This is a genomic window from Chitinophaga sp. NPDC101104 (assembly GCF_050277495.1).
In the GTDB taxonomy this organism is placed as follows: domain Bacteria; phylum Bacteroidota; class Bacteroidia; order Chitinophagales; family Chitinophagaceae; genus Chitinophaga.
On the sequence record NZ_JBNNSF010000001.1, the window covers coordinates 1,099,621 to 1,115,489 of the forward strand.

13 protein-coding genes are annotated in these 15,869 nt (G+C 58.2%); all 13 read left to right on the forward strand.

Annotated elements, in window-relative coordinates; genetic code table 11:
• Positions 1-10 precede the first annotated feature (10 nt).
• The 13 genes from ACQKLP_RS04645 to ACQKLP_RS04705 all read left to right on the forward strand — a co-directional run bounded on the left by ACQKLP_RS04645 (position 11) and on the right by ACQKLP_RS04705 (position 15,655).
• A complete protein-coding gene (locus ACQKLP_RS04645; protein WP_427320504.1) occupies positions 11-904 on the forward strand; it encodes a DUF1338 domain-containing protein in 894 nt (297 codons plus the stop codon).
• Entirely contained in the window at positions 904-2,427 is a 1,524-nt protein-coding gene (gene amaB / locus ACQKLP_RS04650) for an L-piperidine-6-carboxylate dehydrogenase (protein ID WP_427320506.1), read from the forward strand. The genes ACQKLP_RS04645 and amaB overlap by 1 nt, the downstream gene beginning before the upstream one ends.
• Before the next feature lie 227 nt (positions 2,428-2,654).
• Positions 2,655-3,362: an RNA ligase family protein gene (locus tag ACQKLP_RS04655; protein ID WP_427320508.1), complete on the forward strand. Its 708-nt coding sequence runs from the start codon at positions 2,655-2,657 to the stop codon at positions 3,360-3,362.
• Entirely contained in the window at positions 3,346-4,464 is a 1,119-nt protein-coding gene (locus ACQKLP_RS04660) for an AAA family ATPase (protein ID WP_427320510.1), read from the forward strand. Before ACQKLP_RS04655 ends, ACQKLP_RS04660 begins: the two co-directional genes overlap by 17 nt.
• A gap of 323 nt (positions 4,465-4,787) precedes the next feature.
• Positions 4,788-5,156: a hypothetical protein gene (locus tag ACQKLP_RS04665; protein ID WP_427320512.1), complete on the forward strand. Its 369-nt coding sequence runs from the start codon at positions 4,788-4,790 to the stop codon at positions 5,154-5,156.
• Positions 5,157-5,308: 152 nt separating this feature from the next.
• Positions 5,309-6,664, forward strand: a complete 1,356-nt coding sequence (locus ACQKLP_RS04670) for an AraC family transcriptional regulator ligand-binding domain-containing protein (protein ID WP_427320514.1) — start codon at positions 5,309-5,311, stop codon at positions 6,662-6,664.
• A gap of 123 nt (positions 6,665-6,787) precedes the next feature.
• Entirely contained in the window at positions 6,788-7,384 is a 597-nt protein-coding gene (locus ACQKLP_RS04675; RefSeq protein WP_427320516.1) for a sigma-70 family RNA polymerase sigma factor, read from the forward strand.
• 66 nt (positions 7,385-7,450) lie between these two features.
• Positions 7,451-8,611 carry a FecR family protein gene (locus ACQKLP_RS04680; RefSeq protein ID WP_427320518.1) on the forward strand — a complete coding sequence of 387 codons (1,161 nt, stop codon included), beginning with the start codon at positions 7,451-7,453 and terminating at the stop codon, positions 8,609-8,611.
• Positions 8,612-8,716: 105 nt separating this feature from the next.
• On the forward strand, positions 8,717-12,085 hold the full coding sequence (locus tag ACQKLP_RS04685; protein WP_427320520.1) for a TonB-dependent receptor: 3,369 nt from the start codon (positions 8,717-8,719) through the stop codon (positions 12,083-12,085).
• Positions 12,086-12,106: 21 nt separating this feature from the next.
• Complete coding sequence (locus tag ACQKLP_RS04690) at positions 12,107-13,393, forward strand: RagB/SusD family nutrient uptake outer membrane protein (RefSeq protein WP_427320522.1); 1,287 nt, start codon at positions 12,107-12,109, stop codon at positions 13,391-13,393.
• Between the two features lie 18 nt (positions 13,394-13,411).
• Positions 13,412-14,323, forward strand: a complete 912-nt coding sequence (locus ACQKLP_RS04695; protein WP_427320524.1) for a phosphodiester glycosidase family protein — start codon at positions 13,412-13,414, stop codon at positions 14,321-14,323.
• Between the two features lie 18 nt (positions 14,324-14,341).
• The gene (locus ACQKLP_RS04700) at positions 14,342-14,842 is read left to right on the forward strand and encodes an IPT/TIG domain-containing protein (protein WP_427320526.1); all 501 of its coding nucleotides are present in this window, start codon (positions 14,342-14,344) and stop codon (positions 14,840-14,842) included.
• Positions 14,843-14,851: 9 nt separating this feature from the next.
• Entirely contained in the window at positions 14,852-15,655 is an 804-nt protein-coding gene (locus tag ACQKLP_RS04705) for an NHL repeat-containing protein (protein WP_427320528.1), read from the forward strand.
• Positions 15,656-15,869: the final 214 nt, after the last annotated feature.

A 15,869-nucleotide genomic window follows, 5' to 3' on the forward strand; every position in this document is an offset into this window, starting at 1 on the left:
AACACGCAACATGCAAACCCTCCAGCTCATCCTCGACGGCCTCATGCGCCGCTATCGGGAACGTGTTCCGGATGTGGATAAAGTTATATCCGCCATGATCGCCGAAGGCATTATCCGCCACGGCAACGACATCGAGAACGATCATATCGCTTTCCGCACGATGGGCGTACCGAATCTGGGGATACAGTCGCTCGAAAGGATCTTCCTCCACCACGGCTATACCCGCCGCGATTATTACCATTTCGCGGAAAAGAAGCTCAACGCTTACTGGTATGCCCCGCCCGATCCCGCGCTGCCGCGCATTTTCATCAGCGAACTGCGGGTGGGCGATCTGTCTGAGCGCGTGCAGGAGATCATTCATAGCTATACCAGCGAGGTGACCGCCGACCCGGTGCTTTCCCTCGACCTGGACAGCGCCTCCGCCGTCGATGCATTCCTCCACAGCGGCCTCTGGCGCCTGCCTTCGCTGGAAGATTTCCGCGCGCTGGCGGCTGAAAGCGAGTATGCGTCCTGGGCGATTTACAATCGCTATTACCTGAACCATTTTACCATCAGCGTGCATAATCTGCCGGATGGGTATAACGACATCGGCCGGTTCAACGCATTCCTGGAAAAACACGGTCTCGTGCTGAACGATTCCGGCGGGAAGTACAAGGAAAGCCCGGATGGACTGCTCCTCCAAAGCTCCACCGTAGCGGGCATGATCGACGCGGCATTCGCGAACGGGGAAACGGCCCGCATCGCGGGGTCGTACGTGGAATTTGCCGAGCGCAGGGTGTTGCCGGCTTTCGCGCACCTGTCCACTTCCGAAATTCAAAGGGTGCACCGGCGCGAGGGGTTCGAAGCCGCCAACGCCAACCGGATCTTCGAAAGCACCTATTCTTCACAAACCAATAAACACTAATGGACTTTTTACAGGAAACAGGGATATTGACGCGGCAGTCGGGCGTAAGCACCGGCACCAAATGGCAAACGGGCGAAGGGGCCGATATCGCTTCGCATTCGCCGGTAGACGGCAAGCTCATCGCCACGGTAACCGGCGCATCGGCGGCGGAATATGAATACCTGGTGAAAACGGCAGAAGCCGCCTTCCGCAAGTGGCGCGAAGTACCTGCTCCCCGCCGCGGCGAAGTGGTGCGGCAGATCGGGGATGCGTTGCGCGAGAAGAAGCAGGCGCTGGGAAGGCTGGTCAGCTATGAAATGGGGAAAAGTCTGCAGGAAGGTTTGGGTGAAGTGCAGGAGATGATCGATATCTGCGAATTCGCGGTGGGATTGAGCCGCCAGTTATATGGCCTCACCATGCACAGCGAGCGCCCGCAGCACCGCATGTACGAGCAATGGCATCCGCTGGGGATCGTGGGGATCATTTCCGCGTTCAACTTCCCGGTGGCGGTCTGGAGCTGGAACGCTGCGCTTGCCTGGGTTTGCGGCGACGTGTGCATCTGGAAGCCCAGCGAGAAAACACCGCTGTCGGCCGTTGCCTGCCAACGCATCGTAGCGGAAGTATTCGAAAGGAACGACGTCCCCGAAGGCGTGAGCTGCCTCCTTTCCGGCGGCCGCGAAGCCGGCATGTGGATGTCGGCAGACGGGCGCGTACCCCTCGTTTCCGCCACCGGCTCCTCCAGGATGGGGCAATCCGTAGCCGCTACCGTGGCCGGGCGCTTCGGCCGCAGCCTGCTGGAACTGGGCGGCAACAACGCGGTCATCATTTCCAAAGACGCAGACCTCGACATGGCGCTCATCGGCACCGTGTTCGGCGCAGCCGGCACCGCAGGCCAGCGTTGCACCACCACCCGGCGGCTCATCGTCCACAAAGACGTATACGAACGCTTCCGCGAAAAACTCGTCAAAGCCTACGGCCAGCTGCGCATCGGCAACCCGCTCGACGAACAGTACCACGTGGGCCCGCTGATCGACAAAGCCGCCGTGGAAACCTACCTCCAGGCCATCGCCGCCTGCAGGGAACAGGGCGGCCGGTTTATCGTGGAAGGCGGTGTATTGGAAGGCCCCGGCTTCGAAAGCGGCTGCTACGTGAAGCCCTGCATCGCCGAAGTACGGCCCGATTTTCCGATCGTGCAAACCGAAACCTTCGCGCCTATTCTTTATATCATGCCGTTCTCCACGATCGATGAAGCGATCGAGATACAGAATAACGTGCCGCAGGGATTGTCGTCTGCCATCATGACGCTCAACCTCCGCGAAGCGGAACAATTCCTTTCCTGCGCCGGCAGCGACTGCGGTATCGCCAACGTCAACATCGGCACGAGCGGCGCCGAGATCGGCGGGGCGTTCGGGGGCGAAAAGGAAACGGGCGGCGGCCGGGAAAGCGGTAGCGATGCCTGGAAGGCCTATATGCGCCGCCAGACCAACACCATTAATTATGGAAAGAAGCTGCCGCTGGCACAGGGCATCAAATTCGATATGTAAGGATGAATCATACATAGCACAGCCTGCGGTCTTCCGGCCGCGGGCTGTTTTATTTTCAGCATAGCCAATTGACGAACGCAATTCGTCGGACGGTGATTTGACGTACCTTTGCCTCCAATCGCAAACGATACAAGCCTTGCGCCATGTAATTGCTCCCACATATTAAACCTTGACAAGGCGCCCGCCCGGGCGCCAGGAACCTTATTGCTGGAAGTAAAACTACAAACATGGCTATTTCATCAAAATACGGCCGTACCTATCATTTCCCGTTTTCGCCCGGCACCGGCAGCGACGATCGTATCAATTACGATTACTGGCAGCACATCGGCGCCATTCCCGAACTGGTACATACTGAAAAGCTCGACGGGGAAAACAATTGTCTTTCGCGGTACGGCGTTTTCGCCAGGTCGCACGCGGCGCCTGCGGTTTCTCCGTGGACGGAGAGCCTGCGCCGGTTCTGGCAGCTGGTGAAGCGCGACCTCGGGCCGCTGGAGATCTTCCTTGAAAATCTCTATGCCGTTCATTCCATCGAATACCGCCGCCTCGATCATCATTTTTATGTGTTCGCGGTGCGGGAGGAAGATAGATGGCTGAGTTGGGAAGAAACGAAATTTTACGCCCGCCTGCTCGATTTGCCGGTGGTGCCCGAAATCAGCATTCCCCGGATCACGGCCCGGGAGGCTTTCGAAAAAGCGATTATTTCCGCAGCTGGCGGCGCCGGTGCTTTTTGTCCGCACGATGCGGCCACCGGCCGCCCTGCAACGATGGAAGGGATCGTGACGCGCAACGCCGGCGGATATACGACCGGTGAATTCGCGGAGAATGTATTTAAATATGTAAGAAAAGGGCATGTGCAGACGGGCGTCCACTGGACGAAAACCTGGAAGCGCGCAGCCCTTCAATATGAAGGAGGTAATTATGTGGACCCTCAGTAACAACAAATCCTGGGAACATCTCGAACACACGTTCGCCTGGGTACGCGATATGGCCGCAACGCCCCAGGACCCCGCGCACCACGCCGAAGGCGATGTGGCCGTGCATACGCGCATGGTACTGGAGGCGCTTTGCGCAGACGCGGCTTTCCTGGCGCTGCTGCCGCAGGAGCAGGAAGTGCTCTGGGCGGCGGCGCTGCTGCACGATGTGGAGAAACGCAGTACGACTATTATAGATGCGGACGGAAGCATTTCCTCGCCCGGCCATGCCCGCAAAGGCGCGCTCACGGCCCGCAACATCCTTTACCGCGACATCCCCGCGCCGTTCGCCATCCGCGAGCAGGTGGTGGCGCTTGTACGGTACCACGGCTTCCCGCTGTGGGCCCTGGAGCGCCGCGACCCCGTGAAGGAACTGGTGAAAGTAAGTTTGGAAGCGGATACCCGGCTGCTGGCGATCCTCGCCAGGGCCGATGTGATGGGCCGCATCTGTGGCGACCGCGACGAATTGCTGTACCGGATCGATTGCTTCGAAGCGTTTTGCCAGGAGCAGGGATGCTGGGGCACTTCACGGGCATTTGCCACGCCCCATGCGCGGATGCATTACCTGCTCGGTGAAAACACGCATCCGGATTATGTCCCGTTCAACACGCCCATCGCGGAAGTAGTGGTGATGAGCGGGTTGCCGGGGGCGGGGAAGGATACCTTCATCCGGAAGCACTTCCCGGAACTGCCGCTCGTATCGCTGGACGGGCTTCGGCACGAGATGGACGTAGCGCCGACGGACGCGGCCGGCAACGGTCGCGTGATACAGGCGGCGAAGGAGCGGGCGCGGGCATTTCTCAGGCGGGGCGAGGGTTTCGTCTGGAACGCCACCAACACCACGCGGCAGATGCGGACGCAATTGCTGGAGCTGTTCTATAGTTATGGTGCGCAGGTGCGGATAGTGTATGTCGAAGTCCCGTGGCGGCAGCTCGCCCGTCAAAACGGAAGCCGCGAAGCCGTAGTGCCCGCGGGGGTATTGGAAAAGCTCGCGGCGAAACTGGAAGTTCCCGCGGCCTGGGAAGCCCACCAGGTCTCCTGGTTTTCCGCTGATCCGGCTATTTGACCGGTCGGGATGTCCGATTCCGGGCGCCGGTCGTCCGGTTTTAAAAAACGGCGTATAGCCAAAACCAGTTAGCCCTAAGCCGGTTTTGAAGGCTTTTGGGCCCGGAAGCCCGTCGATCTGACGGGCTTTTTCGTTGAGATCCGCTGCTGTCAAGGGTTTGATGCAAATTCCCCGCTTTGTCCGATTTGTACAAAAGCGGACACTTGAGGTGTTTTGATTTGCCGTTCATCCGCTGATAACTATTCGTTTTAGGATGTTTGAAACCGTTCATACTTTTGGATCATCAAACAAACAACAACGTTAATCACATAAAAATTACTCACATGAAAACTTTCATCGCCATTCTTGCCTCAGTAATCGTTTCTTTCGGTGCTTCCACTGCCAACGCCGCTACTCCCGGGACCGGCCTCATGTATAAAGCTGCTTACAGCATCATGGGAGAGAAGTCTTATTATGACGCTTCCGGTAACCTGCTCGCCACTTCCCGCTTCGTGACCGATGCATCGCTGCCGCTGCCCGCGATCAAAAAGCTGATGAAGAAATGCCCCGACCACGAGATCCGCTACATCCGCGAGTTCCAGGCCGAAGGTATCAATACCTACATCATCACCCTGGAAAACAAAACCGGTTTTAAAGTAGTGCGCTTCGCAGAAAATACGCTCACGATCCTGCAGAAGCTCGATAAGAACTGATCCGCTCAACGCCCGCCATTCTGATTTTTGTTCGTCGCCCGGAAGCAATGCGCTTCCGGGCGCGGGCTTTTAAGAAAAGATTGCCTATTTTTATTGCATTGCAGCATACGTATTCCCAGGCAGCAGCTAAAATTTCCAAATCCAAATAATGCATGGACACGCAGGTAACCACCGTTGAGGCGTTGAACATCCTCCTGATTTACTGCGAAAAGCTCGGGTGGCCGGTAGACCAGATCGTCCGCGATGCGGGGATCGATCCGGAAACGCTGGAGATTTTCCAGCACCCGGTTACCTTGCGGATGTTGTCCGGTTTTTTTGAATCGGCTGTGCGCGTCACCGGCGATGCGCATATCGGGTTGCACATCGGCCATGTCTCGAACCTCGACGCACTGGGGATCGTGGGGCAACTGTACCGTTACAGCAAAAACGTGCGGGAAGGAATGTTCCGTATCCAGCGTTATCTTCCCATCCTCCATACCGTTTTCGATTTCAACCTCGTGGAAAGTGACGACGCGGCCCGCGTGGTCATGACACCCCGGCACCATATGCCCGAAGCCGCATTCGTTTCCCGGCAGTTCGTGGAACTGGCCATGGCTTATTGCAAACACGGCACGCAGTACGCTTCGCAGATAGACCTGCTGCCGTTCGAAGTGCATTTTTCCTGGAAGCTGTCGCCGGAAGAAGAAGATTATTACGCGACCATTTTCAACTGCCCGGTTTCCGGCGGCCGCGACTATACCCAATTGCTATATCGCCGCGGCGATGCCGATATCCCGAACTTTTTCTACAACCCGGTTTTACTGAAAGCGTTGGAAGCCGGTGCGGAAGCGGGGATGCAAATGGGCCCATGGTCCAGCAACGACCTCCAGAAGGCATTGCTCATCATGAATGTGGAAGAAAAGGAACGGAGCCGCATCGCCAGGAGCCTTCACGACGGCGTTTGCGGCACCCTGGCCGCGGTGCGCCTGCATCTCGGCGCCCTCCAAAACCAACTGCCGGCCCAGCAGCAAGCGGATTTTCTGCAAACCCTCGCCCTGCTCGACGAAGCCACCCGCGAAGTCCGCAAAACGGCCCACAGCCTCATGCCGGAAACGCTCCAACATTACGGTCTCCACGAAGCGCTCGGTACGCATTGCCGCAACCTCGCGCCCTGCTGTCCTGCGCAGATCAATTATTACAGTTTCGGCGACCCTTTCCGGTTCGATCCCGGTGTGGAGCTGACGGTGTACCGCATCGCGCAGGAACTGATACAAAACGCCGTGAAACATGCACAGGCAACGAGCATCATCGTACAACTGCAATTCGTCGCGCCCGATATTTCGCTGACGATCGAAGACGATGGCATCGGGTTTTCGGCAGACAGGATGCGCCCCGGCTCAGGGCTCGACATCCTCCGCCAGAACGTGTCCGGCCTCGGCGGCACCATCGAATGGGACGGCCGCGCCGGCGCCGGCACCGCCGTAACGCTGGTGATCCCTTCCCTGCAGGCGCACCTCGTCCGCGAATAATGCGATTTGTATTATTTTATTATTAATTTGCCGGCAGGCCTTATGACCGATCAACCAAAAGCCTAAAATTTGCGCGCCGAACCGGGCCATGTTCCGGCATCATTACCATTAAACAGGGATCGCATGACCTGGAAGGAGTCTGATGAAATATTATGGGTAGACGCTCTGCGCAACAACAGCACCGAAGCTTTCGATGCGCTGTACCGTGCGTATTTCCCGTCTGTGTACGCCAATATCTGCCGGCTGGTGCGCGAGCCCTCCGCCGCGCAGGACATCGTGCAGGAAGTATTCATCCGCCTCTGGGAGAAGCGCCATCAGCTGAAACCCGGCCAGCCCGCAGGCAACTGGTTGTTCGTAGTGAGTTACAACCGCTCCGTTTCCTGGCTGCGGAAAGACCTCCGCGAAAAACTGCGCGTGGAAGGCCTGGAATCCCTGCCCGACCTGCCTGGCGAGCCCGGATGGGACCATACCTCGCTGCAGTTGGAAATGCTGGAAAAAGCCATTGAACAATTGCCGCCGCAACGGAAAAAAGTGTTTTTGCTCTGTAAGGTGCAGGGCCGCACTTATGCCGAAGCGGCTTCAGAACTGCAGATTTCCCACTATACCGTGAAGGAACATATCCAGAAAGCCAGCCATTTCATCCGCGAATACGTGCGGCTGCAACCGGAATGGCAGGCCCTGGCGCTGGGGGCGCCACTCGTTGCGCACCTGCTGGGCTAAAAAAAAATTCTTCCCCCAACCCCCCTTTTTTCAATTTCTGCGTATTTACCATAAACCTGACCGCCATTGGAGGATCCATTACATTATCTCCGGGAGCTGCTCGCCAAACCGGACTGGACGGACGATGAACGCCGCTGGTTGCTGCATTACCTGGAACATACGCCCGCAACGGAACTGAAAACGCTGTTGCTGGAAGCGTTCCGCGAAAGGAACATCCCCGCGTACGATCCCGCGCTGCAGGAATCCCTGCTGGCCGGCATCCACGCCCGGATGCAGCCGGCAACGCCCGTTCGCCGGATGGGCTGGTGGCGCGCCGCCGCGGCCGTTGGCGGAATAGCGGTGGTACTGGCGGGAGGGGCGTTGTGGATGCGCCAGCCGCAGCCCATGAAACCGGTCGCCAAAGCGGATGTGCATATTCCGGAGGAAATGAACGGCGACATCGCGCCGGGCGGCAACAAAGCCCGGCTGGTATTGCGCAACGGGAAGACCGTGGTGCTCGACCAAACCGCAGACGGACAAATCGGCGAAGGCAATGTAGAAAAGAAAGATGCGGAACTGCTGTATGCATCGGGGGAAGGAAGCGATGGTGGAAGCAATACCCTCATCACGCCGCGCGGCGGTCAATACCGCGTGCGGTTGTCTGACGGCACGAAGGTCTGGCTCAACGCCGCCAGCCGCCTGGAGTACCCGGTAGCGTTCAGCGGAAAGGAACGACTGGTTTCCCTCACCGGCGAAGCTTATTTCGAAGTGGCGGCGGATGTGCAGCGGCCGTTTTTTGTGATGGTGGACGGGATGAAAGTGCAGGTACTTGGAACGAAGTTTAACGTTAACGCATATACGGAAGAAAAGCAATTCACGACCGCTCTGCTCGAAGGCGCGGTGCGGGTGACGGGCGGCGGACGGCAGGTGACGCTCAGGCCGGGCCAGGAGTCTGCGTTTTCGCCCAATTCCGGATCGCTGAAGCAATACGACGGCGATATGGAAAGCGCGGTGGCCTGGAAGAACGGTATCATCACTTTCAGGAACGACGAATTGTCTGCCGTCATGCGCGACCTGGGGCGGTGGTACGATGTGGACGTCGCCTACGAACCGGGGCTCGATAAGGAAATTCATGTAACGGGCGCCATGCGGAAACAGGAACACCTGGCCGAGGCGCTGAAAATTCTGGAATTGACGGCCGGCGTCCGCTTTACGGTGGAAGGGCGCACGGTCAAAGTATCCCGATAAAATAGTTGAAAAGCTGGCCTGTGGCCGATCGGAGGGGACGCCTTCCGTGCTGCCCATGCCATGCCCGGAAGCATACTTTAGCATTATTAAAACACACGACTTGTTATGAAGAAACGCATGAATCCCGCGGCGCGGACCGGTGGCGCGGGCATCCGGAGGCGGAAAGCCCCTCCGGCCCTGCACCTTTTGCTACTGCTGGCGCTCTTTGCCGGAATGCGGTCTGTAGCGGCCGTTCGCGTACAAGACATTCCGCTGAACGTCCAGGTGCGCGACGCCGGGCTGGAAACCATCATCAAGATCATCCGCCAGCAAAGCGATTACCTTTTTATTTTCAAAGACGAGAACCTCGCGCGCCTCAACAGCCGCATCACCCTGCAAATGCAGAACGCATCGATCCGGGAAGTGATGGACAAATGCCTCGACGGCTCGCCGCTCACGTACCGCATCGTCGATAAGACCGTCATCCTCATGAGCCGCGACGAGCCGGCGAAAGCCGCCGTGAAACTGGCAGGTGTGGTGACCGATGCCGACAGCAGGGAACCTTTGCCCGGGGTGTCTGTAGCCCTGAAAGGCGCCCCCGGGGGAACGGTAACCGATGCCAACGGGCGCTTCGCCGTCCAGAACGCAGACCTTCCGGCCACGCTGGTATTCACTTTCATCGGCTATACTTCCAAAACCATAACGGTTACGGACGAAAAGCCCGTGCAGGTCTTCCTCCAGCGCGAAACCCGCAACATCCAGCAGGTAGTGGTGGTGGGATATGGCACCCAGAAGAAAACGGAGCTCACCGGTTCCATCAGCACTTTCCGGCCCGACGAACTGAACGCGCGGCCGGTGCTGGGGCCCGACCAAATGTTGCAGGGGCGCATGCCGGGCGTGAATATTTCTTCCGCTTCGGGGATGCCCGGGGCAGGCCTGCGCGTGAGCGTGCGTGGAACGGGATCGCTGAGCGCCAGCAACGAGCCGCTGTACGTGATCGACGGTGTGCCCATCATTCCGCACGACGCCGGGATGTTCAATTTCGGTGGACGGATGAACCCGCTCTCGCAGTTGAACCCGCAAGACATCGCCTCCGTGGAAGTGCTGAAAGACGCCGCATCGGCCGCCATTTACGGTTCCCGCGCCACCAACGGCGTAGTGCTCATCACCACCAAGAGCGGAAAGAAAGGCAGCGGACAGCTGAGCCTCAACGCCTGGACGGGCATGTCGGAAGTGATGAACCTGCACAAGATCAAAATGGCGGATTCGAAGTTGTACCTCGAAGTCGCCAACGAAGCGATCGATAATTACAACAAACAATACGGCTACGAGCCGGGCAACAGCAAATTCATCCAGGGAATCGACCATCCCTATCCCGGATTGCCCGATACCGACTGGATGGACCTGGTGCTGCGGAAAGCCTGGTCGCAGAACGTGGACCTGTCCGTTTCCGGCGGGAACGATAAAACCACGTATTACATTTCAGGTGGTTTCCTCAACCAGCAGGGCACCATCATCCATAACGACCTGAAAAAATACACGGGCCGCATCAACCTGGCCAGCGAGCCCCTCAGCTGGCTACGCACCGGTGTGAACCTGAGCTTCAGCTTTTCGGACAACAACCGCGTGCCCGGTTCCAACCTCGGCTCCACGGTAATGGGGCGAAGCTTGCCGCAGCGGCCGTTCGACCGGCCCTACAAGCCAGATGGTTCTTATTATGTGGGAGGCACTTCCGACCTGGTGTACCACAATCCCATCCAGATCCTGAAAGAAGAAGTGGCGCAATTGCAGAGCTACCGTATGATCGGCAATGCCTTCGCGGAACTGCGGCTCCTGCCCGGACTGACGTACAAAACGTCCTTCGGTACGGATCTCGGCCTTACCAACGATTACGTGTACTACAACGCCAAACATCCCTACGGAACGGGCAACGGTCGGATCGCGGATAACCGCCGCTGGATGACGAACATCCTCCTCGAAAATACCCTTACCTACTCCAAACTTTTCGGTCAGCTGAAGCTGGACGTGCTCGGCGGACATTCGTTCCAGCGGGTGATGACGTCTACCAGCGGCATCGACGGCAACGGGTTCCCCGCGCCTTCGTTCGACGTGCTGGACGCGGCTTCCGTCATCAACAGCGCTACTACCAACCTGTATGGGAATGCGATGGAATCCTATTTCGGGCGTGCGAACGTGGCGTTCCGGGAGCGGTATTTGCTGGGCGCTTCCATCAGAACGGACGGGTCGTCGCGCTTTTCGCCGGAAAACCGTTACGGATATTTTCCTTCCGTTTCGGCGGGATGGCAGGTGTCTAAAGAGCCGTGGTGGCAGATGCCCGCTACCGACCTGAAACTGCGTATGAGCTACGGCGCTACCGGCAACCAGGAAGGCGTGAGCAACTACGCGTACCAGGCTTTGACCGGCGGCGGATTTAACTACGACGGTAAAAGCGGGATCGCCATCACCGGGTTCGGCAACGATGCCCTCACCTGGGAAAAGGCCAACCAGTTCGATGCCGGCGTAGAAATCGCCCTGTGGAAAGGTGCGCTCAACTTCACGGTGGATTACTTCGTGAAAAACACGACGAACCTCCTGTACAACATGCCCATTCACGCCACATCCGGCTTCACCAGCATCACGAGCAATATCGGCTCCATGCGCAACAATGGCCTGGAAGCCGCTGTGAGCGCCAATTACCGGTTTGGCGAGCTGCAATGGCAGTCGGATTTCAACATCTCCTTCATCCGCAACCGCATCACTTCCCTCATCGGCAATACCGACCTGCTTTCCGTCGGCAACAACCGCGGCCTGCAGGTAGGGAAGGATATCGGCAGCATCTGGGTGTACAGGATGCTCGGCATTTTCCAGGACGATAAGGAAGTGCCCGAACCGCAGTACAAAACCGGTGTTCGCGCGGGCGACGTGCATTACGAAGACCTCAACGGCGACGGCGTCATCGATATCAACGACCGCCAGGTGGTAGGCAGCTCCAATCCCGATTTCTTCGGCGGATGGAACAATACGTTCCGCTACAGGAATTTCGACCTGACGGTTTTCCTCAACTATACCTACGGCGGCGATGTGTATGCCACGTCGCGCATCATGGTCGAAAGGCTGGGGCAGAACGGGACGAACAATTTCAAGCGCATCGCCGAATCCCGCTGGACGGGGCCGGGCACGAGCAACACCGTTCCCCGAGCGATCTACAACCAGGCGCATAACCTGGCGAACTCGTCGCGGTGGCTGGAAGACGGGAGTTTCCTGCGCGTGCGGACCGTTTCATTGGGGTACGAACTGCCGCAATCCTGGCTGCAACGTGCGCACATCAAGCGTTTGCGCGTATACGCACAGGCGGACAACCTGGCGCTGTGGACGAAATATTCCGGCCTCGATCCGGAAGTATCGTCAGACCTGGACCCGCGTTTCCTCGGGGAAGACAACCTCGTGCTGCCGCAACCGCGCTCCTTCAATTTCGGCATCAACCTGCATTTTTAAACAACCGAAGCAAACATCGTCATGAAAAGAATATTGATACCGGCACTGATCATGGGCAGCCTCGCGGTTGCATCCTGCAGCAAAATGCTGGACGTGAAATCGCATTCGGCGGTAGCCACTAATTCCTTGTCGGAAGCCGACGTGGAAGCCTTTTTGACAGGCGTGTACAACAGGGTGCAGAACGCACCCGGATCGGAGTCGTACATTTCGTTCGACATCGTGGGCGGTAACCTCATCAACTCCGGCGCTACTAGCGACGGGGGGCTGAATACCTTTATCAGCAACGTGTTGCGGCCCGAGAACGGGTTGATGTCCGCCGCCTGGAACGGGTATTATTCCTCGCTGTACCAGGTGAACAACCTGCTGGAAACCCTCGGCCGGATGAGCCCTTCCACCCGCAAAACGGAAATTGAAGGGGTCGTGCACTTCTTCCGCGGGCTCATCTATTACAACCTCGTAACCCGCTGGGGCGGCGTGCCGGTGCTGGAAAAAAATACTTCCGAGAAAGTAACGCGCAACACCGAAGCGCAAACCTGGGCGTTTATCGAAAAGGAACTGGAAATCGCCATCGCGCAAGCGCCGGCGTATACTTCGGGCGGCTATTACAAAGTGACCAATATGGCCGCAAAGGCGTTGATGGCGCGGGTGAAGCTGGCGCAAGGCAAGAAAACGGAAGCGGCGGCGCTGGCAGAGGAAGTGATCGGCAGCGGATTGTTTGCGCTGGACGCGTTCGAGAAGATCTTCCGCGCCACGGCCAACACCGAGGAGATTTTTTCCTTCAGGAACCTGACCATCGAATCCTCGATCCGCGTGAGCACGCTTTTCTACACCTACGCCCACAGCGTGAAAGGCAGCTATGTATACCGGCCCACGCAGGAAACGATGGATATGTTTTCGGCGGATGATAAGCGCACCGCCATTTCCGTGGAAACCTTCCAGGGATTGCGCGTCATCAATAAGTATCCCAGCGGCCAGTCCGGGACCGATCCCATCGTGGTGGCACGACTTGGCGAAATGTACCTCATCAGCGCGGAAGCGCAGGGGCTCGCGGGGCTCGGGAGGCTTAACGAGCTGCGGGCCGCGCGTGGACTGAATCCTGTTAACCCTTCCGGCGAAGCCGCCTACCTGGATGCGGTATTGCTCGAGCGGAGGAAGGAATTGCTGGGTGAAGGGTTCAGGTGGTACGATCTCGTGCGCACCGGGAAAGCGGTGTCTACGCTCGGGATCATGGACCGGGAAGTGAAATATCCCCTGCCCATGAACGAGCTTGCACTCAACGGCAACCTCGAACAAAACGACGATTACTAATCCTGAAACATGATTTTTATGCTGAATAAATATAAAATGGTGTGGGCGATGACGCTGGTTTACGCCCTGCTCATCGGCTGCAAGAAAGACGAAGCCGCGGCTCAGGCACCGGTTACCCTGAAAAGCCCCCTCACCCAACGCCTCCTCGACAGCGCCGGCGTCATGGCGCAGGTGTTCAGCGACACGCTGTTCGAAGTGAGCCCCGGTATCAAAGAAACCGACATCCACTACCTTTCCCGCGAAGGCTATTCCATGCGCGCGTTCATTCTGGAGGTCGACGTCAACCATCCGAACATCCTCCTGCAGGCGGGAACGCCGTACAACGCCACGGCCTACGCCATGCAAACCGTTCCGGACATGGCGAAGTACATGGAAAAACCCGACTACCGCGTGATGGCGGCCGTGAACGCGGACTTCTTCAACACCTCTACCGGCGAGCCGCGCGGCATTTACGTGAAAGACGGGAAAGTCCTCAAAACCACCTGGGCCAACGCGCGCAGCGCAACGTTCATCGGCGTGCTGAAAAACGGGAAACCCTACATCGGCGACCGCGAAGATTTCGTGGCGAAGCAAAATGACCTGGAAGACGCCCTGGGCGGCGGCCCCATGCTGGTGCGCAACAACCAGGTGCTCACGCAAACCGACCTTTCCGTGGAGCCCCGCACCGGCGTAGGCATGAACGAACAGGGGAAAATGTACTTCATCGTGGTGGACGGCCGCAGTTTCTACTATTCCAACGGTTGCACGATCACCCAACTGGGCCAGATGCTCAAAGCCTGCGGCTCCACGATCGCCGTGAACGTAGACGGCGGCGGCAGCAGCACGTTCATGATCAAACATCCCCTGGCCGATGTCTGGCAAGTTCGCAACCGTCCCAGCGACGGCACCAACCGCGCAGTCGGCAACGCCTGGATGATCATTTCCCGATAACCCGAATCCCATTTCAGTATGAAAAAAATATGGACATACATCCTGCTGCCTGCATTCGCATTGCTGGCGGCCTGTGATAAAGACGACGATGCGGAAAAGCCGGCAACGCCTGCGATCGCGGCGGTTTATCCTTCGGCTGGCCTTCCGGATATGATCATCACGATCAAGGGGAAGCATTTCAGTACGGTCCGCCAGGACAATAAAGTACAATTCAACGGCAAAGCCGCCATCGTGATAGAGGCGTCCGAAACGGCGTTGCAGGTAGTGGCGCCGGCCGATGGCTCCACCGGCCCGGTAACCGTTGCCACCCCGAAAGGTTCCGCGACCGGCGGTATTTTCACCTATCTTCCCCCGCTGGAAGAATATACGGTAACCACGCTCGCCGGCGATGGAACGGCCGGATCGGTGGACGGGCCCGTCGCTGCTTCGCTGTTCAAAACGGTGCAGGGCGTAGCGATCGGGGCGGATGGCTCCATCATCGTGACCGACCGCGGCAACAACCGCATCCGCCGGATCTAGGCGGGGAACGTGACGCCCATCGCAGGCGCTACCACTGCCGGTTACACGGAAGGCACAGGCGCGGCTGCGCGGTTCCGCCTGCCCTGGCGCGCCGTGGAAGATGCGCAGGGGAACATTTTCGTGGCCGACCGCGATAACCACGCCATCCGCAAGATCACACCGGCGGGCGTTGTGAGCACCGTGGCCGGAACGGGCACCGCCGGGTTCGCGGATGGCCCCTTGGCGACGGCGCAGTTCAACCAGCCGCTGGACATTGTGGTAGACGCGGCCGGGAACCTCTATGTGGCCGATAACCTAAATCACCGCATCCGGAAGATCGGTACCGACGGACAGGTAACTACCCTTGCAGGGAACGGTACGGCCGGTTTCGCGAATGGTACCGGTTTGGCCGCGCAGTTCCGCAACCCCAGCGGTTTGGAGCTGGACAAAGACGGGAATATCCTGGTGGCGGACAGGCTGAACCATCGCATCCGTAAAGTGACGCAGGCCGGAGTAGCCACCACCGTGGCGGGAGACGGTAACTCCGGTTACCTCGACGGCGATGCTGCCGGCGCGCGTTTCGCCGATCCGTATGGTATTACGGCAGACGCGGCGGGCAATATCTTCGTGGCCGACCTGAACAATCATAAGATCAGGAAGTTGACTACCGATGGAAAAGTAGTGTCCATCGCAGGAGGGGCGCGCGGTTTCGCCGACGGGCTCGGAGCGGGCGCGCAGCTCAACTCACCCACCGATGTGTGCGTAGACCGCGACGGCAACGTGTACGTGGCCGACCAGGCAAATCATGCTATCCGTAAACTGACGAGAAAATAGAACGTTACTGTCTTATCCCTATTTGTAACCGCGCGGGCCCTGGCCTGCGCGGTTTCCTGTTTTAATCACAATCATGTTTATGTGTTTGTCATCCGATTGTAAGGTTGAAAATCCCGCTTCCCAAGGCATCACCGCATCGCGCAGCGGTCCTGTTTCAGTGGGAATTGTGTGTTTGCACATATAACCTACAGGTTTGACATACTTTTGTCAACTT